25 protein-coding genes are annotated in these 21,723 nt (G+C 40.6%); all 25 read left to right on the top strand.

Features of this window, described 5'->3' with window-relative positions; genetic code table 11:
* The first annotated feature begins 17 nt into the window (after positions 1–17).
* Complete coding sequence (gene topA / locus EBQ12_RS01450; protein WP_008344821.1) at positions 18–2,093, top strand: type I DNA topoisomerase; 2,076 nt, start codon at positions 18–20, stop codon at positions 2,091–2,093.
* 70 nt (positions 2,094–2,163) lie between these two features.
* Positions 2,164–3,468 (top strand): FADH(2)-oxidizing methylenetetrahydrofolate--tRNA-(uracil(54)-C(5))-methyltransferase TrmFO, encoded by a 1,305-nt coding sequence (gene trmFO / locus EBQ12_RS01445; protein ID WP_007499618.1) that lies wholly within the window; start codon positions 2,164–2,166, stop codon positions 3,466–3,468.
* 62 nt (positions 3,469–3,530) lie between these two features.
* Positions 3,531–4,448, top strand: a complete 918-nt coding sequence (gene xerC / locus EBQ12_RS01440) for a tyrosine recombinase XerC (RefSeq protein ID WP_125588880.1) — start codon at positions 3,531–3,533, stop codon at positions 4,446–4,448.
* A gap of 14 nt (positions 4,449–4,462) precedes the next feature.
* Positions 4,463–5,008, top strand: coding sequence for an ATP-dependent protease subunit HslV (hslV, locus tag EBQ12_RS01435; protein WP_007499614.1), 546 nt, complete (start codon positions 4,463–4,465; stop codon positions 5,006–5,008).
* 16 nt (positions 5,009–5,024) lie between these two features.
* Positions 5,025–6,425 carry an HslU--HslV peptidase ATPase subunit gene (hslU, locus tag EBQ12_RS01430; protein WP_008344818.1) on the top strand — a complete coding sequence of 467 codons (1,401 nt, stop codon included), beginning with the start codon at positions 5,025–5,027 and terminating at the stop codon, positions 6,423–6,425.
* A gap of 34 nt (positions 6,426–6,459) precedes the next feature.
* Positions 6,460–7,239: a GTP-sensing pleiotropic transcriptional regulator CodY gene (gene codY, locus EBQ12_RS01425; RefSeq protein ID WP_041507309.1), complete on the top strand. Its 780-nt coding sequence runs from the start codon at positions 6,460–6,462 to the stop codon at positions 7,237–7,239.
* 289 nt (positions 7,240–7,528) lie between these two features.
* Positions 7,529–7,918, top strand: a complete 390-nt coding sequence (gene flgB, locus EBQ12_RS01420) for a flagellar basal body rod protein FlgB (RefSeq protein ID WP_017359092.1) — start codon at positions 7,529–7,531, stop codon at positions 7,916–7,918.
* On the top strand, positions 7,918–8,370 hold the full coding sequence (gene flgC, locus EBQ12_RS01415; protein ID WP_007499610.1) for a flagellar basal body rod protein FlgC: 453 nt from the start codon (positions 7,918–7,920) through the stop codon (positions 8,368–8,370). Before flgB ends, flgC begins: the two co-directional genes overlap by 1 nt.
* An 11-nt stretch (positions 8,371–8,381) precedes the next feature.
* On the top strand, positions 8,382–8,699 hold the full coding sequence (gene fliE, locus EBQ12_RS01410) for a flagellar hook-basal body complex protein FliE (protein WP_007499609.1): 318 nt from the start codon (positions 8,382–8,384) through the stop codon (positions 8,697–8,699).
* A 50-nt stretch (positions 8,700–8,749) separates the two neighbouring features.
* A complete protein-coding gene (gene fliF, locus EBQ12_RS01405) occupies positions 8,750–10,342 on the top strand; it encodes a flagellar basal-body MS-ring/collar protein FliF (RefSeq protein ID WP_024720350.1) in 1,593 nt (530 codons plus the stop codon).
* A gap of 11 nt (positions 10,343–10,353) precedes the next feature.
* The gene (fliG, locus tag EBQ12_RS01400; protein ID WP_034281776.1) at positions 10,354–11,370 is read left to right on the top strand and encodes a flagellar motor switch protein FliG; all 1,017 of its coding nucleotides are present in this window, start codon (positions 10,354–10,356) and stop codon (positions 11,368–11,370) included.
* Positions 11,363–12,127, top strand: coding sequence for a flagellar assembly protein FliH (gene fliH / locus EBQ12_RS01395; RefSeq protein WP_024720351.1), 765 nt, complete (start codon positions 11,363–11,365; stop codon positions 12,125–12,127). Before fliG ends, fliH begins: the two co-directional genes overlap by 8 nt.
* Positions 12,124–13,440, top strand: coding sequence for a flagellar protein export ATPase FliI (fliI, locus tag EBQ12_RS01390; RefSeq protein ID WP_008344803.1), 1,317 nt, complete (start codon positions 12,124–12,126; stop codon positions 13,438–13,440). The genes fliH and fliI overlap by 4 nt, the downstream gene beginning before the upstream one ends.
* A gap of 8 nt (positions 13,441–13,448) precedes the next feature.
* Positions 13,449–13,892 carry a flagellar export protein FliJ gene (gene fliJ, locus EBQ12_RS01385; protein ID WP_024720352.1) on the top strand — a complete coding sequence of 148 codons (444 nt, stop codon included), beginning with the start codon at positions 13,449–13,451 and terminating at the stop codon, positions 13,890–13,892.
* Between the two features lie 12 nt (positions 13,893–13,904).
* Positions 13,905–14,591, top strand: coding sequence for a MotE family protein (locus tag EBQ12_RS01380; RefSeq protein ID WP_017359089.1), 687 nt, complete (start codon positions 13,905–13,907; stop codon positions 14,589–14,591).
* Complete coding sequence (locus EBQ12_RS01375) at positions 14,592–15,914, top strand: flagellar hook-length control protein FliK (protein ID WP_125588878.1); 1,323 nt, start codon at positions 14,592–14,594, stop codon at positions 15,912–15,914.
* Complete coding sequence (flgD, locus tag EBQ12_RS01370; RefSeq protein ID WP_052320406.1) at positions 15,914–16,357, top strand: flagellar hook assembly protein FlgD; 444 nt, start codon at positions 15,914–15,916, stop codon at positions 16,355–16,357. The genes EBQ12_RS01375 and flgD overlap by 1 nt, the downstream gene beginning before the upstream one ends.
* Positions 16,358–16,378: 21 nt before the next feature.
* Positions 16,379–17,173, top strand: coding sequence for a flagellar basal body rod protein FlgG (flgG, locus tag EBQ12_RS01365; RefSeq protein ID WP_008344796.1), 795 nt, complete (start codon positions 16,379–16,381; stop codon positions 17,171–17,173).
* 37 nt (positions 17,174–17,210) lie between these two features.
* A complete protein-coding gene (swrD, locus tag EBQ12_RS01360; RefSeq protein ID WP_008344794.1) occupies positions 17,211–17,426 on the top strand; it encodes a swarming motility protein SwrD in 216 nt (71 codons plus the stop codon).
* Positions 17,423–17,851 (top strand): flagellar basal body-associated protein FliL, encoded by a 429-nt coding sequence (gene fliL, locus EBQ12_RS01355; RefSeq protein ID WP_007499592.1) that lies wholly within the window; start codon positions 17,423–17,425, stop codon positions 17,849–17,851. The genes swrD and fliL overlap by 4 nt, the downstream gene beginning before the upstream one ends.
* 32 nt (positions 17,852–17,883) lie before the next feature.
* Positions 17,884–18,882 carry a flagellar motor switch protein FliM gene (gene fliM, locus EBQ12_RS01350; protein ID WP_008354483.1) on the top strand — a complete coding sequence of 333 codons (999 nt, stop codon included), beginning with the start codon at positions 17,884–17,886 and terminating at the stop codon, positions 18,880–18,882.
* Complete coding sequence (gene fliY, locus EBQ12_RS01345; RefSeq protein ID WP_125588876.1) at positions 18,872–19,993, top strand: flagellar motor switch phosphatase FliY; 1,122 nt, start codon at positions 18,872–18,874, stop codon at positions 19,991–19,993. Before fliM ends, fliY begins: the two co-directional genes overlap by 11 nt.
* Before the next feature lie 27 nt (positions 19,994–20,020).
* Positions 20,021–20,383: a response regulator gene (locus EBQ12_RS01340; RefSeq protein WP_007499584.1), complete on the top strand. Its 363-nt coding sequence runs from the start codon at positions 20,021–20,023 to the stop codon at positions 20,381–20,383.
* 18 nt (positions 20,384–20,401) lie between these two features.
* Positions 20,402–21,061, top strand: a complete 660-nt coding sequence (gene fliZ, locus EBQ12_RS01335) for a flagella biosynthesis regulatory protein FliZ (RefSeq protein ID WP_041090515.1) — start codon at positions 20,402–20,404, stop codon at positions 21,059–21,061.
* On the top strand, positions 21,054–21,719 hold the full coding sequence (fliP, locus tag EBQ12_RS01330; protein WP_007499580.1) for a flagellar type III secretion system pore protein FliP: 666 nt from the start codon (positions 21,054–21,056) through the stop codon (positions 21,717–21,719). The genes fliZ and fliP overlap by 8 nt, the downstream gene beginning before the upstream one ends.
* The last annotated feature ends 4 nt before the right edge of the window (positions 21,720–21,723 follow it).

Raw genomic sequence — 21,723 nt, 5'->3', positions numbered from 1 at the left:
TAAGGGGGATTTTGAGTATGGCTGATTATTTAGTCATCGTTGAGTCGCCAGCAAAGGCGAAAACGATTGAGCGTTATTTAGGAAAAAAGTATAAAGTAAAGGCTTCAATGGGGCATGTAAGGGATTTACCGAAAAGTCAGCTTGGTGTTGACACTGAGCATGACTTCGAACCGAGATATATTACGATTCGAGGAAAAGGTCCAGTCTTAAAAGAATTAAAAACAGCAGCGAAAAAAGCAAAAAAAGTATATCTCGCAGCTGACCCCGACAGAGAGGGAGAAGCGATTGCTTGGCATTTAGCCCACAGCCTTGACCTTGACCTCTCTTCAGATTGCCGGGTTGTCTTTAACGAGATTACAAAAGATGCAATTAAAGATTCCTTTAAACATCCACGTATGATCGATATGGACTTGGTTGATGCGCAGCAGGCAAGACGAATCTTAGATCGTCTCGTTGGATATAAAATCAGCCCAATTTTATGGAAGAAAGTCAAAAAGGGCTTAAGCGCCGGTCGTGTTCAATCAGTTGCACTCCGCCTGATTATTGACCGCGAGAATGAAATTAATGAATTCAAACCAGAAGAATACTGGACAATTGATGGTACCTTCCTAAAAGGGAAAGAAAGCTTTGAAGCGAGTTTCTTTGGCGTAAATGGCAAAAAACATCCGCTAAAAACAAAAGAAGATGTAAAAGAAATCCTTTCGAAATTAAAAGGAAGCAAATTTTCTGTTGAAAAAGTGACGAAAAAAGAACGTAAACGCAACCCAGCTGTTCCGTTTACAACATCTACCTTACAACAAGAGGCAGCGAGAAAACTAAACTTCCGTGCGAAGAAAACGATGATGATTGCACAGCAATTATATGAAGGGATTGATCTTGGTAAAGAAGGTACAGTAGGTCTCATTACATATATGAGAACGGACTCAACACGTATTTCCAATACGGCAATTGAAGAAGTATCTGCTTTCATTGATCAAACGTATGGCAAGAATTTCTTGAATACAACAAAACGAACTGCCAAAAAGAACGAAAATGCACAGGATGCTCACGAAGCCATCCGTCCGACTTCTACGCTAAGAAAACCAGCAGATGTCAAACATGTGCTAAGTAGAGATCAGCTTCGTCTTTATAAATTGATTTGGGAACGTTTTGTGGCAAGCCAAATGGCACCAGCTGTTCTTGATACAATGAGTGTGGATCTTGAAAATAACGGGCTTACTTTCCGTGCAAATGGAAGTAAGGTGAAATTCCCTGGATTTATGAAAGTATATGTTGAAGGGAAGGACGACCAGTTAGAAGAAAAGGACAAAATGCTTCCTGATCTGAAAGAGGGAGACACCGTTCTTTCAAAAGATATTGAACCAGAGCAGCACTTCACGCAGCCGCCTCCACGTTACACTGAGGCAAGACTTGTCAAAACCCTTGAAGAGCTAGGTATTGGCCGCCCATCTACGTATGCACCAACATTAGATACCATTCAAAAGCGTGGCTACGTGGCACTTGATAACAAACGGTTTATTCCAACAGAGCTTGGAGAGATTGTGCTCAACTTAATTATTGAATTCTTCCCTGAAATCATTAACGTAGAATTTACTGCGAAAATGGAAAAAGAACTTGATAGCGTTGAAGAAGGTACGATTGAATGGGTACGCATTATCGACAGTTTCTATCAAGATTTTGCAAAACGGGTAGAAAAAGCAGAAGCAGAGATGCAGGAAGTTGAGATCGAGCCTGAATACGCCGGAGTTGATTGCGAAGAGTGTGGTCATCCAATGGTGTACAAAATGGGGAGATACGGTAAGTTCATGGCATGCTCTAATTTCCCTGACTGCCGTAACACAAAACCAATTGTCAAAGATATTGGTGTCAAATGCCCGACTTGTCACGAAGGAAATATCGTTGAACGGAAATCTAAGAAGCGCCGCATTTTTTACGGTTGCGATCGTTTTCCAGAGTGTGAATTCGTTTCTTGGGACAAACCAATTGAAAGAAAGTGTCCAAAATGCGAAAATATGCTTGTAGAGAAAAAGCTGAAAAAAGGCATTCAAGTTCAATGTGTGAACTGTGATTATAAAGAGGAACAACAAAAATAGCGGTGAGCAGCCTTGTTCACCTGCTTTTTTATGTCATCAAATAGAACTTACGAAATAGGAGAGTTGTACAATGAGTCAATTTGTAAATGTGATCGGAGCAGGTTTAGCAGGAAGTGAAGCGGCATGGCAAATTGCCAAGCGCGGAATTAAAGTCCATCTGTATGAAATGAGACCTGTCAAACAAACACCAGCTCACCACACAGATAAATTTGCGGAGCTCGTATGCAGTAACTCATTGCGTGCGAATGCTTTAACGAACGCAGTCGGTGTTTTAAAGGAAGAAATGCGTCATTTAGATTCAGCAATCATCGCAGCAGCAGATGAAAGCTCGGTTCCTGCTGGTGGAGCGCTTGCAGTAGATCGTCATGAATTTGCAGCTAACGTTACAGACCGCGTGAAAAATCACCCGAATGTGACGGTCTTTCAAGAAGAAGTGCAAAGCATTCCAGAAGGTCCGACGATTATCGCAACGGGTCCTCTTACATCAGAAGCACTTTCAAAAGAATTAAAATCTTTAACAGGTGAAGAGTATTTATATTTCTACGATGCAGCAGCGCCTATCCTCGAGAAAGACAGCATCGATATGGATAAAGTGTACTTGAAATCACGTTATGATAAAGGGGAAGCGGCTTATTTAAACTGTCCGATGACAGAAGAAGAATTCGATCGTTTTTATGAGGCGCTCATTTCTGCTGAAACTGTGCCGTTAAAAGAGTTCGAAAAAGAAATCTTCTTCGAAGGCTGTATGCCCATTGAAGTCATGGCCAAAAGAGGGAAAAAAACCATGCTCTTTGGCCCGATGAAACCAGTTGGACTTGAAGATCCAAAAACAGGAAAAAGACCTTACGCTGTTGTTCAATTAAGACAGGATGATGCAGCAGGTACTTTATATAATATTGTTGGTTTCCAAACACATCTAAAATGGGGCGATCAAAAGGAAGTATTCCGTTTGATCCCAGGTCTTGAAGAGGCTGAGATTGTTCGCTATGGTGTGATGCATCGTAATACATTTATTAACTCGCCAAGCCTTCTAAAACCGACGTATCAATTTAAAAATAGAGACGACTTATTCTTTGCCGGACAAATGACTGGTGTTGAAGGATATGTTGAGTCCGCGGCTTCAGGACTAGTGGCTGGAATCAACGCAGCTCGTTTTGTTAAAGGAGAAGAGCTTGTGACACTTCCAGAAGAAACAGCGATTGGCAGTATGGCTTACTACATCACATCAACAAACAAGAAAAGCTTCCAGCCGATGAATGCAAACTTTGGCTTGCTGAAAGATCTTGGCGTTCGAATTAAAAACAAACAAGAGCGCTATGCAGAGTACGCTAAACGCGCAATCGAAACTATTCAAACTATTTCGAAATCTCTGTAGTAAAACATTGCACGGGAAGCAAGATATGTGATACCATTTAAAAGCCTTAAAGAGGTGTAAAAATGACAGAGAAACAGCGTCTTGTCCACTTATTCATTGAATATTTGCAGATTGAAAAGAACTATTCAGCTTTAACGATCTCGGGTTATACTGAGGCGATTGAAGAGTTTGTCAGATTTATGAACATTCAAGGAATAGACGGTTTTGAAGAGGTATCCTATCAAGATACGAGAATTTATTTAACAGAAGCTTATGAAAAAGGCCTTACAAGAAGAACGATTAGTAAGAAAGTCTCTGCACTTCGCAGCTTTTATAAATTTTTATTAAGAGAACAGCTTGTGAAAGAAAATCCTTTTTTACTCGTTAGCTTACCAAAACAGGATAAGCGAATTCCTTCATTTTTGTATGAAGAGGAACTAAAAGAGCTATTTACAGTATGTGATGTAAGTACACCGCTTGGTCAAAGAAATCAAGCCATTTTAGAACTTCTTTATGCAACAGGTATGAGGGTCAGTGAGTTATGTTCATTAAAAGAATCTGATCTTGATTTATCGATGGATACAGTGCTTGTTCATGGGAAAGGCAGCAAACAACGGTATGTACCTTTCGGCTCTTATGCACATGAAGCGCTCTCCACATATTTAGAGGATGGAAGGCAGAAGCTGAAAGTGAAGGGAAAGGATCGTGCTGATTCACATGTGTTTTTGAATCAGCGCGGAGCTCCTCTTACAGACAGAGGCGTTCGATTCATTCTAACTGAATTAATGAAAAAGGCGTCTGGCACATTACATATCCATCCTCACATGTTAAGGCACACCTTTGCTACGCATCTTTTAAACGAGGGAGCGGATTTAAGAAGTGTTCAAGAACTTCTCGGTCACTCAAATTTATCATCAACACAGGTGTACACGCATGTATCAAAAGATTCTTTAAGAAAAACGTACATGTCTCATCACCCAAGGGCTTTTAAACGATCCTAAAAGGAGGTTTTTTCATGTCATCATTTCATGCAACCACAATCTTTGCCGTTCAACATAAAGGAAAAAGTGCGATGGCTGGAGACGGTCAAGTCACTTTTGGGCAGGCTGTCGTCATGAAACACACAGCAAAAAAAGTGCGCCGTCTTTTCGGAGGCAAAGTACTCGCAGGTTTTGCTGGTTCAGTTGCAGATGCATTTACACTCTTTGAGAAGTTTGAAACGAAGCTTGAAGAATACGGTGGTAACCTAAAACGAGCAGCTGTAGAACTGGCGAAAGAATGGAGAAGTGACAAGATGCTCAGACAGCTTGAGGCCATGCTGATCGTCATGAATAAAGAAAGCATCCTGCTCGTATCTGGAACAGGAGAGGTCATCGAGCCAGACGATGGCATTTTGGCTATCGGGTCAGGTGGTAACTACGCGCTTAGCGCCGGGAGAGCACTCAAAAAACATGCAGGTGACCATCTCTCAGCTCGAGAGATTGCAAAGGCGGCTCTTGAAACGGCCGGAGAAATCTGTGTCTACACGAACGATCAAATCACTTTAGAAGAGCTTGAATAGAAAGGACATGAGACGTATGGAGAAAAAGCCGTTCACCCCAAGAGAGATAGTTGAAAAGCTCGATCAGTACATTATTGGTCAGCTTGATGCGAAAAAAGCAGTGGCGGTGGCTTTAAGAAACCGTTACAGAAGAAGTCTTTTACATGATAAGCTAAAGGATGAAGTCGTTCCTAAAAACATCTTAATGATTGGTCCGACAGGTGTGGGGAAAACAGAAATTGCCCGCAGAATTGCAAGGATTTCTGGTGCACCTTTCATTAAAGTGGAAGCGACGAAGTTTACTGAAGTTGGATATGTCGGACGTGACGTAGAATCAATGGTCAGAGATTTAGTGGAAACAGCAATCAGACTAGTCAAAGAAGAAAAAATGAAGGATGTTCAAGAAGAAGCGGAAAAACAAGCAAACAAACGGCTTGTTCATCTACTTGTTCCTGGAAAGAAAAAAAGTCAGTCTGTGAAAAATCCTTTTGAGATGCTGTTTGGTGGTTCTGATGCTGATGAAAGTGATCGAGATCACTCAAGTGAAGAAGTAGAGCTTGAGTCGACAAGAAAACGCATTGCGCACCAGCTGGCGATGGGTGAACTTGAAGACCATTACGTCACGATTGAAGTCGAAGAGCAGCAGCCTTCCATGTTTGATATGCTTCAAGGCTCGGGTATGGAGCAAATGGGTATGAACATGCAGGATGCGCTTAGCAATCTCATGCCTAAAAAGAAAAAACGCAGAAAGCTGACCGTCAGAGAAGCGAGAAAAGCGTTAACTGCTGAGGAAGCTTCAAAACTGATTGATATGGATGAAGTCGGTCAGGAAGCCGTGCAAAAAGCAGAGCAGCAAGGAATAATCTTTATCGATGAGATCGATAAAATTGCCAAAAGCGGTGGTGCATCGTCTGCAGATGTTTCTCGTGAAGGGGTTCAACGTGATATTTTACCGATTGTAGAAGGTTCCACTGTGATGACGAAGTATGGGGCTGTGAAAACAGATCATGTTCTATTTGTAGCAGCAGGCGCTTTTCATATGGCGAAACCCTCGGATTTGATTCCAGAGCTTCAAGGGCGCTTCCCAATCCGTGTAGAATTAGATAAATTAAGTATAGAAGACTTTGTGAAAATCTTAACGGAACCAGATAACGCGTTATTAAAGCAATATAAGGCTCTACTTGAAACAGAAGGTATATCTCTTGAATTTTCTGACGATGCTATTCATAAGATTGCCGAAGTGGCTTATCACGTCAATCAGGAGACGGATAACATCGGTGCAAGAAGGCTTCACACCATACTTGAGAAGCTGCTTGAAGAGCTCTCATTTGAGGCGCCTGATATTACAATGGAAACAGTGACCATTACCCCTCAGTATGTAGAAGAGAAGCTAGGAAAGATTGCAAATAATAAAGACTTAAGTCAATTTATACTTTAACAAATGAATAAAGTAATCTAGGAGGATCATTATTATGGCGTTACTACAAAAAACAAGGATTATTAACTCGATGCTGCAAGATGCAGCGGGGAAGCCGGTTAATTTCAAAGAAATGGCAGAAACATTGAGAGATGTCATTGATTCAAACATTTTCGTATTAAGCAGAAGAGGGAAGCTTCTTGGCTACTCCATTAACCAGCAGATTGAAAATGCACGTATGAAAAAAATGCTGGAAGATCGTCAGTTCCCTGAAGAATATACAAAGAGTCTATTCAACATCCCTGAAACATCTTCAAATCTTGACATTAACAGTGAGTATACAGCTTTCCCGATTGAAAACCGTGATTTATTTGAATCAGGTTTGACAACCATTGTGCCAATTATCGGAGGAGGAGATCGTTTAGGAACGTTAATCCTGTCTCGTTTGCAAGATACATTTAAAGATGATGATTTAATTCTTGCTGAATACGGTGCAACAGTTGTTGGAATGGAGATCCTTCGTGAGAAGTCAGAGGAAATCGAAGAAGAAGCAAGAAGTAAAGCAGTTGTCCAAATGGCGATTAGTTCTCTTTCATATAGTGAGCTTGAGGCCATTGAACACATCTTTGAAGAACTTGATGGCAACGAAGGGCTTCTAGTGGCAAGTAAGATTGCAGACCGTGTAGGAATCACTCGTTCAGTGATCGTAAACGCACTGCGTAAGTTAGAAAGTGCAGGCGTTATTGAATCACGTTCTCTTGGAATGAAGGGAACATACATCAAAGTATTAAACAATAAATTTTTAATTGAACTTGAAAATTTAAAATCTCACTAATCAGAAAACCCCTTTTCGGCCGAAATAAATGTTGAAAAGGGGTTTTTTGTATGAAAAAAGAGGATTTGTCCGAAAAATGACACTCTTTTTCCCAAGAAACCCCTTACAATTCTGTAGTGCTTTGAATCTAGGCCTTTATACCTATTCGTAAAATAGATATATATTACGAGTTTTTTTTACAATTACATCATAGACTTTAATCCTATTATTTCTTACAATGAACATATGGTTTTACAAATCTCGACATGATTAAATGGAATGAAATACATATGATTGGAGGTATATGGTTTTGGATATATTTTCTGGAACGATAAGCAACCTTGAGAATGCCTTGGGCAGAGCGAATGTTAAGCAAAAAGTCATAAGCAATAATATCGCGAATATAGACACACCGAACTACAAGTCTAAAAAAGTTGCATTCCACGACATGCTAAATGATGCGTCAATCAAATTAGATGCTAAAAAAACATACCAAGGTCACATTGATTTTTCTAAAACAGGGTCTAATTATTCAGTTGTTTCGAGTAACCGTACTTCTTATCAAGAAAACGGAAATAATGTCGATATTGATCAAGAGATGAGTGAACTCGCTAAAAACCAAATTCAGTATAATGCGTTGGTTGAAAGAATGAGCGGAAAGTTCAATTCTCTTAAAACAGTTTTGACAGGAGGTAAGTGATGTCGATTTTTTCAGGCGTGAACGCTTCGGCCTCAGCATTAACAGCACAGAGGCTCAGAATGGACGTTGTATCCTCTAACCTTGCGAATATGGATACAACAAGAGCTAAACAGGTTGATGGCAAGTGGGAGCCTTATAGACGCAAGCTCGTCACATTACAGCCGTCAGGTGAATCATTTTCATCTATATTGAACTCAAGCATGAATTCGAGCGGCAAATTAGGAAACGGCGTCAAAGTAACAAAAATTACTGAAGACGAAACTCCATTCAACCTTCAATATGATCCTACAAATCCCGATGCCAATGAAAATGGATATGTTCAAACACCAAACGTTGATCCATTAAAGGAAATGGTTGATCTCATCAGCAGCTCAAGATCATATGAAGCAAACGTGACTGCGCTGAATGCGAATAAAAGCATGCTGATGAAAGCTTTAGAAATAGGAAAGTAAGGTGAAAAGAATTGGTTAACGCAATATCTCCTTTCCAGCTTCAAACCGCTCAGCAAGCAAGTGAATTGACGAATGCATCGTCTGTGCAGGCGGCTGCACCTAAAAGTCAAACGAATTTCTCTGATGTGCTGAAGAATTCCATTGAGGCATTAAATCAATCACAGCTGAAATCAGACCAGTATACGAATGCTCTCGCACAAGGGAAAGATGTCAATCTCGATGAAGTCATGATTGCTTCACAAAAAGCGAGTGTGACACTCACAGCTGCAACCGAGTTTCGGAATAAAGCAGTCGAAGCGTACCAAGAGATTATGAGAATGCAGATGTAGGAGGTGCTGGTGGGCAAAAAATAGACTGAATGGAATGACCGGGGGTTAAGATGAATCGTACTTTAATGCAATTAAGAACAAAAACAGTTGAGTTTTGGCGAAATCGATCAAAATTACAAAAAATACTCATGATTGGCGGCGTAGCTGCCCTAGCAATCATTATTACGGTTGTTAGCATCTTTGCTTCTTCTGAAAAAATGGTTCCGTTGTTTAGAGATTTGTCTGAGGCAGAAGCAGGACAAATCAAACAGGAACTGGATGGCAAAAACGTTAAATCGGAACTTGCAAATAACGGAACGACGATTTTAGTTCCAGAAAAGCAAGCAGACACTTTAAAAGTAACACTTGCATCAGAAGGACTTCCTAAAACGGGGAATATTGATTACTCCTTCTTTGCGAACAATTCCGGCTTCGGTTTAACAGATAATGAATTTGATGTTCTGAAAGTAGACGCAACTCAGACAGAACTATCCAATCTGATCAACACGATTGATGGGATTAAAGATTCAAAGGTTATGATTAACCTGCCAAAAGATTCCGTTTTTGTTGGAGAAGAGCAAAGTAATGCATCAGCATCAATTGTGCTGCAAGTTCAACCAGGCTACACGCTTACTCAGCAACAAGTAAAAGGCCTTTATCATCTTATTTCAAAAAGTGTGCCTAATTTAAAAACAGAAAACATTGTCATTATGGACCAAGATTCCAACTACTATGACTTAAACAGCAGCTCAGATTCCTATGCAAGTGGAATGGATGCACAGCAGCAGAAAAAAGAGGAGATTGAAAAGAATCTTCAACGAAAAATTCAACAGCTGCTTGGAACGATGATGGGTCAAGAGAAAGTTGCCGTATCGGTCACTACAGACATTGATTTTACTGAAGAAAAAAGAAAAGAAGATCTTGTCGAACCAGTTGATCAAGAAAACATGCAAGGAATTGCTGTCAGCGCTGAAAAGATTGCTGAAACTTATTCAGGCAATGGCGCAGCAGCTGGAGGCACCGCTGGAACAGGTGACGATGATGTCACAAATTATCAAGGCGCCGATGGAACGAACGGAAGCGGAGATTACGAAAAGAGCGAAGATCGTATCAATTATGAAGTCAACCGCATTCATAAAGATATCAAAGAAAGTCCTTATAAAATCAGAGACGTTGGCATTCAGGCACTGGTTGAACCGCCTACTGCAAACGATCCGAATTCATTAACTGCTGAAAGGCAGGATGATATCAAAAAAATTCTTTCAACCATCATCAGTACATCGATTGATAAAGAATACACAAACGGTCAAGCGCTCACTCAAGCTGACTTAGATAACAAAATCGTTTTATCTGTATCAAAATTAGACGGTAAACAGCAAACGGCAGCAGAAAACCCTTCAAACAATATTCCAATTTGGGTTTATATTGTTGGCGGTGTGCTACTACTCGCCATTATCGCTCTCATCATTCTTCTCGTACGTAAGCGAAGAAAAGATGAGGAAGAAGAGTTTGAGTTTGATGAACGTACACCAATTCATGTTCCTGATATCGATACTGAGCCAGAAACAGAAGAAATGGTGAGAAAAAATCAGCTTGAAAAAATGGCAAAAGATAAACCAGAAGACTTTGCTAAATTGCTACGCAGCTGGCTGTCCGAGGATTAGGAGGAATACACATGTCGAGAAAAGATCCAAATCGACTAACAGGCAGACAAAAAGCAGCAATCCTAATGATTTCCTTAGGGCTAGACGTGTCAGCATCTGTATACAAACATCTGTCTGAAGACGAAATAGAAAAATTAACATTAGAAATTTCCAATGTACGAAGTGTAGATACTGCTAAAAAAGATGAAGTCATCGAAGAGTTTCACAGCATTGCCATCGCGCAGGACTACATATCACAAGGCGGCCTTATGTACGCAAGACAAGTGCTTGAAAAAGCGCTTGGTGAGGACAAAGCGGACAGTATCTTAAATCGCTTAACATCCTCACTTCAAGTGAAACCATTTGATTTTGCTAGAAAGGCTGACCCAGAGCAAATTTTAAACTTTATCCAGCACGAACATCCACAAACCATTGCGCTCATTCTTTCCTACTTAGATCCAGTACAGGCTGGACAGATTTTATCTGAGTTAGGCGAGGAAGTACAAACTGAGGTTGCAAGAAGAATTGCTTTAATGGATCGCACATCTCCAGAGATCATCAATGAGGTGGAACGTATTCTTGAACAAAAGCTTTCTTCAACCTTTACGCAAGATTATACCCAAACGGGCGGAGTCGAAGCGGTAGTCGAAGTACTGAATGGTGTAGACCGTGCAACGGAGAAAACCATTTTAGATACACTGGAAATTCAAGATCCTGAGCTTGCTGATGAAATTAAGAAACGTATGTTTGTCTTTGAAGACATTGTTACTCTTGATAGCAGAGCCATTCAGCGCGTGATTCGAGATGTTGAAAATGACGATTTACTACTTGCACTCAAAGTGGCAAGCGAAGAAGTCAAAGAAATTGTCTTCCGCAACATGTCGCAACGTATGGTCGAAACGTTCAAAGAAGAAATGGAGTTTATGGGGCCTGTCCGGCTTAGAGATGTCGAGGAAGCACAGACTCGTATTGTCAGCATCGTAAGACGACTTGAAGAGGCTGGAGAAATCGTCATAGCTCGAGGTGGAGGAGACGATATCATTGTCTAGGATTATCAAACATGAAACATCTGTTATTCCTGAACAAGGCCGTCAAACCATTCCCTTGCAGCAAGTGGAATTCAAAAGAGAACATCACGAAGAAGAGCTTGTCAACGAGACAGAAGCATCTCAGCTTGTATTAAGTGATGCACAAGATGAAGCAAGCCGTATTTTAGAACAAGCAAATCGTGAGCTGGAACAAACAATGGCTGAAATCAATCAGCGGCGAGCTGATTTTGAAGCAGAAAGAGTACAGCTCATTGAAGAAGCGAAACAAACAGGATATCAAGATGGTTTTCAAAAGGGCGAAGCAGATGCGAATTTACAGTATCAATCGATTCTTGATCAAGCGAATGACATTGTCAGCCTTGCAAAGCAGGACTATGAAGCAAAAATCGAAAGCTCTGCTGAAGAAATTGTCGAACTTGCGTTTGAGCTCGCTAAACGAGTATGGAATGCAGCTGAGGACACAAAAGAACAATTTTTAACGCTAGTGAAGCAGGTCGTTTCAGAAGTGAAGGAATATGACGATATTTCCATCTATGTAGACCCTGCACATTACGAACATGTGATGGAATATAAAGACGAATTAAATAGAATCCTTCAAAAGAATACACATCTTGCCATTTACTCGGATGAAAAAGCACCAAAAGGTACTTGTTACGTCGAAACAAGCTTTGGAAAAGTGGAAGCGAGTGTTGATACCCAAATGAATCAGTTAAAAGAAAAGTTATTAGAAGTCATTGATTCAGGTGATCACAAATGAACATAGATGTGCTAAAAGAAACGATTGAAACCGCCGATCCTTACAAACGTTTTGGTAAAGTCAATCGAGTTGTTGGACTGATGATCGAGTCCAAGGGGCCAGAAAGCTCAATCGGTGATGTATGTCTTATTCACAAAAAAGGGAGTAAGAACCATCCGATAAAAGCAGAAGTCGTTGGCTTTAAAGATGAAAACATTTTGCTCATGCCCTACGTAGAAGCCTCTAACATCTCACCAGGCAGTCTTGTTGAAGCAACAGGTGAGTCGTTAAAGGTCAAAGTAGGAACTGGTTTAATCGGGCAGGTTGTTGATGCCTTCGGTGATCCACTGGACGGCAGCATGCTTCCTAAAGGACTTGCACCTGTCTCAACAGAACAATCTCCTCCAAACCCGATGGACAGACCGCCTATTCGTGAAAAAATGGGCGTTGGTGTCAGAGTGATTGACAGCTTGCTCACAGTCGGCACTGGTCAAAGAATTGGCATATTCGCGGGAAGCGGTGTTGGTAAAAGTACCTTGATGGGGATGATTGCCAAGCAGACAGAAGCGGATCTCAATGTCATTGCACTTGTTGGAGAGCGTGGACGTGAAGTTCGCGAGTTTATCGAAAAAGATTTAGGAGCTGAAGGACTGAAGCGTTCGATTGTTGTTGTCGCAACTTCAGATCAGCCCGCACTGACAAGATTAAAAGCAGCCTATACTGCAACAGCTATTGCCGAATATTTCAGAGACAGAGGCAAAAATGTCATGTTTATGATGGATTCTGTCACAAGGGTCGCCATGGCACAGCGGGAAATAGGACTTGCAACCGGTGAACCGCCAACAACAAAAGGATATACGCCTTCAGTGTTCGCTATACTGCCAAAATTGCTAGAACGAACTGGTACAAATCAACTTGGTTCCATCACAGCGTTTTACACAGTGCTTGTTGATGGTGACGATATGAATGAGCCGATCGCTGATACAGTGCGGGGGATTTTAGATGGCCACATAGTACTTGATCGTGCACTGGCCAACAAAGGACAGTTTCCAGCTGTCAATATTCTGAAAAGTATCAGTCGTGTCATGAGTAATATTGCAAGTCATGATCACAAGGAAGCGGCTAACCGGTTCCGCCAGCTTTTATCCACATATCAAAACGCTGAAGACCTCATTAACATTGGAGCATATAAAAAAGGCTCCTCTAAAGATATTGATGAGGCCATGCAAGCTTACCCACAACTGATTTCATTTTTGAAGCAGGATGTTGAAGAGGCTGTATCGATTGAAGACAGCGTGAGGATATTGCTCAGTTTGATGAATAGAGAGGATTGACAAAAACAGTGAGATATCAATACAAATTTCAAAAGCTCTTAGAATTGAAAGAAAGTGAAAAAGACAAATCACTCGCAGCGTATCAACAATCCGTTTCGGCATTTGAGCAAGCCGCTGAAAAACTCTATGAAAATATGAGTAAAAAAGAGCTAATGGAAAAGAGCAAAGAAGAAAAGCTGAGAAGTGGGATGAGTGTTCAAGAAATGCGTCATTATCAGCAATTTGTGACGAACTTAGATAACACCATTCATCATTATCAGCAGCTTGTGATCATGAAACGCCATCAAATGAATGAAAAACAATCTGATTTAACAGAAAAAAATATTGAGTTTAAAAAGTTTGAAAAAATGAAAGAAAAGCAATTTGAAAAGTTCTCCCTTGAACATAAGGCAATTGAAATGAAAGAAATGGATGATATCTCTATCAGCCAATTCATGTTTCAAGGACATTAGGAGTCGAGATGAATGCCTAAGAAGGAAAAAACAAAGGAATCAAGCGGCGGCGGTAAATTTCAATGGATCTTGTTTATTGTCATTATCCCATTGGTTGTGCTTGTGATTGTAACGGGCACAATCCTTTATATGGCAGGTTATGATCTAAAGAAACCGCTCCAAAACATTCCAGGGATTAGCAGCTTGGTTGGATCAGATGACACATCAAAAACGTCATCTTCAAATAACGATCAACGTGATACAGAGTTGAAAGCGTTGAAAAAGACGATTAAAGAACAAGAGAATGAACTTGAAATTGCTCAAAAAGACTTGAAGACAAGTGATGAAGAGATTAAACGATTGAATCAAAAAATCAATTCACTTGAAAAAACCTCTGATAAAGAGAACACGTCAGCAAGTGACAGTTCATCAAACAGTACATCATCAAGTAATAACGCATCAGGATCTTCCTCTGATTCGTCAGCATCTTCTAATCAGCAATCAAAAGGAAAGGTCGCCAGCATTTATGAAAGCATGGATGCAGGGAAATCTGCCAAAATTTTATCAGAGCTAAGTGATAAAGAAGCTTTGAAGATCCTTGAAGAGCTGAGTAAAAATAAGCTGACGGACATATTAGCAAAACTGACACCTCAGAAGGCAGCAACGTTCACGAAGGAGCTTGCCAAAAAAGAAGAAAGTGAAAATGGGGGTGGACAATAAGTGAAGCTATTGGACATTGGAGCCTTACAGCAATCTTCCCAAAGTCTCTCGGGACTAAAGGGAGAGGGGGCAGTATCTGCTCGCGGCCTGTTTAAACAATTGTTAAATGGCGCAGGTATTCAAAGTGGTCCAGCTATTTCTCAGCCAGCGGAAACCAATCTATCCATGAATGATGCGATGCAAATCATTGAAAAATGGATGCAATCACCTGAAGAAGGAATAGATGGAGATCTTCTTGCGGCACTTCAGGCGCTGCAAGGGCAAAAGCTTGAGGGGGCTGACTTAAAGTCACTTGAAGAGCTATTTCAAAAGATGGAATCGGTGATCTATGGCGATCAGGATGAGAAGCCAGTTGCTGAACATAGTGAACAGCTCATACAAGTCCACTTTTTCTTATATCAAATACTGAATCAGCAGCCGGTGAGCTTTGATGCAAAACTTGTACAGGATATTCAAGCAAAAGGTGAAGATTTCATCAAGTTTCTAACGAAAAACGGAGCAGATGAAAAGCTCATTCAACAAGTAAAAGAGCAGTTCTTCTCGCAAGGATCGGCACCTAAGCTGAATAATATGTCGCAAAGCGAGCTGAAACACTTTAATCAGTTAATCGATCATATGATGGCGAATGCGAAAGGGTCAGATAAAGAGTGGAAAATTTCCTTAGGAGAGTTAAAAGAAATGGTTGCTCCAAGGCAAGAATCTTCCTTCTCATCTCCAGCAAAAGGTGCTGCCTCACTTGAATGGCTTATGAAAAAAGAAGTCACCAAAGGTCAAGGCACTACGGCACCTGCTTCTGAAAAAACAATCACCCATACGCTGCTTCCAGGGCATAAACAGTTCTTCCAACTGCAATCAGCTGCTCCTGTGCAGCAGACGCAAACAACTGACGAAAAGCCAGGCACGGTTGATCAGCAGATTTTAAATACGTGGAAACAAATGAAGTTCACACCATTTGGCAATTCAAGCGGACGGTTTACCGTACGATTAAATCCAGAAAATCTAGGGTTTATTACCATCCAGCTAACGAAACAAAACGGGATGTATGCGAGTAAAATTACAGCTTCAACGCAAGCAGCAAAAGAGCTGCTCGAGCATCATCTGCCGCAGCTCAAGCAGGCGTTACCGAATATGTCGGTTCAAGTTGACCGTTTCCATATACCGCTTCAGTCAAATGAGCAGCCGTCTTTTGGACAATTTAATGAGGAAGGCAAGCAGCAGCCATCAAAAGGACAAAGTTTCCAGCAGCCTGATGAACAGGAAGCTGAATTCCAAGATGTACTGGATGCGCTTGTTGGATCAGAAGAAGAAGAGGAGGAGATCTAATGGCAACTGTTGATGCGACGAATAGAACAGCCGCACAAGCGGACACTTCTTCAAACACAGCAAAGAAAACAGATACACTTGGCCGAGATCAGTTCTTAAAAATCTTGCTTACGCAGCTTCAAAACCAAGATCCGACAAACCCGATTGATGACCGTGAGTTTGTCACACAGCTTGCAACATTTTCTTCTTTAGAACAGCAAATGAATATGAACGAATCGATCACTCAAATGAATCAGATCATGTCTACATTTGTTGCACACCAAGATCCATTTACGACATATGTAGGCTGGATTGGTAAAGAAGTAGAGGGTAAACAAGATGATAAAGACATATCTGGCATTGTGAAGTCTGTGAAAAACATAAACAATGAATACTTCCTATATTTAGAAGATGGAACGAAAATCAGCCCTTGGGACGTTACAACTGTTGGAGAAAAATCGTAAGCAAATCGAGGAGGAAAATAAATGTTACGCTCACTTTACTCAGGAATTAGCGGAATGAAAAACTTCCAAACAAAATTAGATGTGGTAGCCAATAACGTAGCAAACGTCAATACACACGGATACAAAAAAAGCCGTATCACGTTTAAAGATATGGTCAGTCAAACCATTGCAAGTTCTGGTGGACCGACAAATAACTCTGGTTCAATCAACTCAAAACAAGTTGGATTAGGATCAGCTTTATCTTCTATTGATAAAATCATGACATCAGGTTCTTCTCAAAATACAGACGAACCATATGATTTCTATATTAATGGAGATGGATTTTTCCGTATTGAAAAGCAAGGTGAAATCCTATTTACAAGAACAGGGAACTTCAAACCTGATTCAAATGGGGATTTGGTAACATCTGATGGAAACTATCTTCTTGGCATGGATGGGCAAAGAATCAACATTCCACGAGACAATGTGTCAAGTGTTAGTGTTGGGCCAGATGGGACCGTTTCTGTTGTTGAGAACAACGTTTCTCGTACTGTTGGACAAGTATCACTTGTGTCTTTCAGTAATGCAGGAGGATTAGATAAAGTTGGGGATAACTTATATCGCCAAACACTCAGTTCCGGTGCACCAAGTAATGCCATGGCTCCTGGAACTCAAGGAACAGGTGAACTTCAAACAGGTAAACTTGAAATGTCAAACGTTGATTTAACAGACGAGTTTACAGAAATGATTATCGCACAGCGTGGATTCCAATCGAATGCAAAGACGATCACAACATCTGATGAAATTCTGCAAGAACTTGTGAATCTGAAACGATAGGAGGTAGGGGGAGCGGTTTATCGCTTCTCTGCTTAATATGATTGAAGTGACAAGATTAAATGGCAAAGGATTTATGCTCAACGCTCTCCATATCGAGCAAATCGAAAGCTTTCCAGACACGACCATTACACTCGCCAATGGAAAGAAATTCGTTGTGAAAGAAGATGAAGAGCAGCTTCAGGAGAAAATCATTTCTTTCTATAGAAAAATCCAAGTCATTTCATTGAATCAAGGAATAGAGGAGTTTGAATGAAGAAGAAATTAGTCGTAGTAATGCTAATCATGATTATTGCTATCGTCGGAATTGGAGCAGGTATTGTCTTTCTGGTGAATGGGTCAGACGAAGCAAAAGCAGAAAAAGAGCCAACAGCAGATGAAGTCGTAAAAGCTTCTGTTGAAATTCCTGAGATTGTGACCAATTTAAAATCTGAAGGAAATGCGGTTAAACTTGTACTAAATATTGAAACAGATTCAGAAAAAGCCAAAGAAGAGCTTGAAAAAAGAAGCTTCCAAGTGAAAGATGCTGTGATCGATATTTTATCAGACACGAATGCAGATGAACTTGATGGCAAAAAAGGCAGAGAACATTTTAAAACACAGGTCAAAAACAAAGTGAATAACTATTTGCAAGATGGCAAGGTGAAAGAAGTTTATATAACCTCCTTTAATCTGCAATAGAGGCGATTAATTGACACGATGGAGGTGAAGAAATGTCAGGAGAAGTGCTTTCCCAGAATGAGATCGACGCATTATTATCCGCCATATCAACAGGCGAAATGGATGCAGAAGAGCTGAAAAAAGAAGAAACGACGAAAAAAGTGAAAGTGTATGACTTTAAACGTGCACTGCGCTTTTCAAAAGACCAGATTCGAAGTTTAACAAGAATTCATGATAACTTCGCTAGACTGCTTACCACACACTTTTCAGCGCAGCTAAGATCATATATTCAAATTTCTGTCAGCTCGGTTGACCAAGTACCATATGAAGAATTTATTCGTTCGATTCCTAATATGACATTATTAAACTTATTTTACGTCAGCCCGCTTGAAGGAAGAATCATGCTTGAAGTGAACCCAACGATTGGCTATGCCATGATGGATAGGCTGATGGGTGGGATTGGCATTAGTCATAATAAGACAGAATCACTGACAGAAATCGAAACAAAGATTATCTCAAACATGTTTGAGGGAGCTTTGGAAAACTACAGAGAAGCGTGGCAGTCCATAACCGACATCGAGCCAGAAATGGCAGATTTCGAGGTAAATCCCCAGTTTGTTCAAATGGTGTCACCAAATGAAACAGTTGTCGTCATTTCTCTTAATACACAAATTGGTGAGGTAAGCGGGGTTATTAACCTCTGTATTCCTCACGTAGTATTAGAGCCTATTATTCCGAAGCTGTCTGTACACTACTGGATGCAATCTGAACGAAATGAACCGAAACAAGAAGAAACAAAGGCCATTGAAAAACGGATTATGACGGCGAAAATACCGGTAGTCGCAGAGCTTGGACAATCGGAAATGACGGTGGAAGAGTTTTTGAATTTGGAAATTGGTGATTGTATTGCCTTGGACAAACCAGTAAATGCGCCTCTTACTGTTATGGTCGGAAATAAACCGAAATTCTTGGGACAGGCCGGCCGCGTGAATCGGAAACAGGCGATTCAAATTCTAGATCACGACATAAGAGGTGAAGAAGATGGAGAATAACGGAAGTAAATTATCACAAGATGAAATCGATGCGCTCCTTAAAGGAGGCAGCAATGACGATATAGAGCCTGATACACTCCTTTCTGCAATGGAACAAGATGCCATTGGGGAAATCGGAAATATATCATTTGGAAGCTCTGCAACAGCACTTTCAACCCTATTAAGTCAAAAAGTGGAGATTACAACTCCAACTGTCACAGTGATTCAAAAAAGCAAGCTGAATGAGGAATTTCCTCATCCGTATGTCGCGATTGAAGTGAATTATACGGAAGGCTTCAGCGCTAGTAACCTGCTTGTCATCCAGCAAACCGATGCGGCAGTCATTGCGGATTTAATGATGGGCGGAGATGGAACAAATGCTGACCCGTCGTTAAGTGAAATTCACTTAAGTGCAGTACAAGAAGCGATGAACCAAATGATGGGTTCAGCAGCGACGTCCATGTCAACAGTCTTTAATAAAAAGATTGATATTTCTCCGCCTCGCGTTGAGCTGCTTGATGTGAAAGAAGGAGAAGGCACAGACCGCATTCCAGCTGAAGAGATGCTTGTCAAAGTGTCCTTTAGATTAACGATAGGTGAACTCATAGATTCAAATATTATGCAGCTTTACCCTATTACGTTTGCGAAAGATTTGATTGCAGAATTAACAGACCCAGCGGAAGAAGAGCCGGTTCAAGAAGCACCTCAGAGTGCACCTGAACCACAGCAGGCTACTCCGCAAGCACAATCTGCTCCTATGCAGCAATCGGCACCGCCGAAAAGACAGGCGAAACCAAAGCCGGCAGAACCTGTCAATGTGGCGCCAGTTGAATTTGAGGCATTCAGTGAGCCACAGCATACAACAAGTCAGCTCGGTAATCTTGATATGCTGATGGATATTCCACTTTCCATTACAGTGGAGCTTGGAAGAACGCAGCGCAGTGTGAAAGAAGTACTTGAACTTTCCGCTGGAAGTATCATTGAACTGGACAAACTTGCAGGTGAGCCAGTCGACATTCTGGTCAACAAACGAATCGTCGCCAAAGGAGAAGTTGTTGTTATTGATGAAAACTTTGGTGTACGTGTGACTGACATTTTAAGTCAGTCAGAAAGACTTTCTAATTTAAAATAAACAAACATATAGGGAGAGAATAAGTAAATGGCTACTAAGGTATTAATCGTAGATGATGCAGCATTCATGAGAATGATGATTAAGGATATTCTTGTAAAAAACGGATTTGATGTAGTAGGAGAAGCAGAAAACGGCGCACAAGCTGTTGAAAAATATAAAGAAACATCTCCTGATCTAGTCACAATGGATATCACAATGCCAGAAATGGACGGGATCACAGCATTAAAAGAAATTAAACAAATCGATGCTTCGGCAAAAATCATTATGTGCTCAGCGATGGGACAACAATCAATGGTTATTGATGCCATTCAAGCAGGTGCAAAAGACTTTATCGTGAAGCCATTCCAGGCAGACCGTGTACTTGAAGCAATTAATAAAACGTTAGGCTAAAAAAGGGTGTAAGACTTGTTGAAAAAACGTTTGATATGTATAGCAATGATCAGTTTTATGCTTTTCTTGACAGCGCAGCCAGCCTCACTGTTTGCTGAAACAAAAGATCCTGAAAATGGCATGGTGAATGACTGGATCAAAGATGAGAAAGAAAGCAAAAAGGATACAGAAAAGAAAACCACTGACAATCAAACGAATCCGGCAGAAGAAGTTCCCTCTTCTTCTGTCTCCATTATGGATTTTGTCAAAATGATTGGTGCCTTACTTTTTGTCATCCTGCTCATTTACGGATTGGTGAGATTTGTTGGAAAGCAAAACCGCTTACTCAAGCCATTTCGCTATGTTGAAAATATTGGCGGAACGACGGTTGGTCAAAATCGTTCAGTTCAGCTGATCAAAGTGGGCAAACGAGTATTAGTTGTCGGCGTAGCAGACTCAATCCAGCTGCTAAAAGAAATCGATGATGAACAAGAATGCGAAGCGATTGTGAAACAATACGAAGAAGCGATGGAAAGTAAGACTGACTTACCGAAAATGATGCAAAAATTAACATCGCAAGTGAAGAAACACGATCAGCCGACCACTTCTTCTTTTTCAGCCAATTTAAAGGCGCAGCTAGCCGAATTGAAAAAGACCCAATCAGAAGTCAGAAAGAAAGGCCCGAAACAAAATGAATGAGTTTATCGATTTATTTAATTCCAGTGGCGCAGGGAATATTAGCACATCTGTCCGTCTTCTTTTATTGTTAACTGTATTTTCAGTTGCACCAGGCATTCTTATTTTAATGACCTGTTTTACACGGATTGTGATTGTTCTTTCGTTCGTCAGAACATCACTTGCAACCAACTCAATGCCGCCAAACCAAGTGCTTGTAGGACTTGCTTTGTTTCTCACATTTTTTATTATGGCACCCACGTTCTCAGAGATTAATAAAGAGGCACTCACGCCGCTTTTAAATGATGATATTACGTTAAATCAGGCCTATGAAAAAGCCGAAGTGCCAATTAAAGAGTTTATGAGTAAACATACGAGACAGAAAGATTTGGCTTTATTTCTTAGTTACGCAAAAATGGATACCCCTGAATCGATTAAAGATATTCCCTTAACGGCGATGGTACCAGCGTTTGCAATTTCAGAATTAAAGACGGCATTTCAAATTGGTTTTATGATTTTTATTCCATTTTTAATTATTGACATGGTGGTCGCAAGTGTCCTGATGTCGATGGGGATGATGATGCTTCCGCCGGTTATGATATCGCTCCCTTTCAAAATATTGTTATTTGTATTAGTTGATGGATGGTATTTGATTGTTAAATCTTTGCTGCAAAGCTTTTAGAGTA

It is taken from the genome of Bacillus sp. 2B09, from assembly GCF_003946835.1.
In the GTDB taxonomy this organism is placed as follows: Bacteria; Bacillota; Bacilli; order Bacillales; family Bacillaceae; genus Bacillus; species Bacillus altitudinis.
This window is presented reverse-complemented; position numbering and strand designations above follow the sequence as displayed.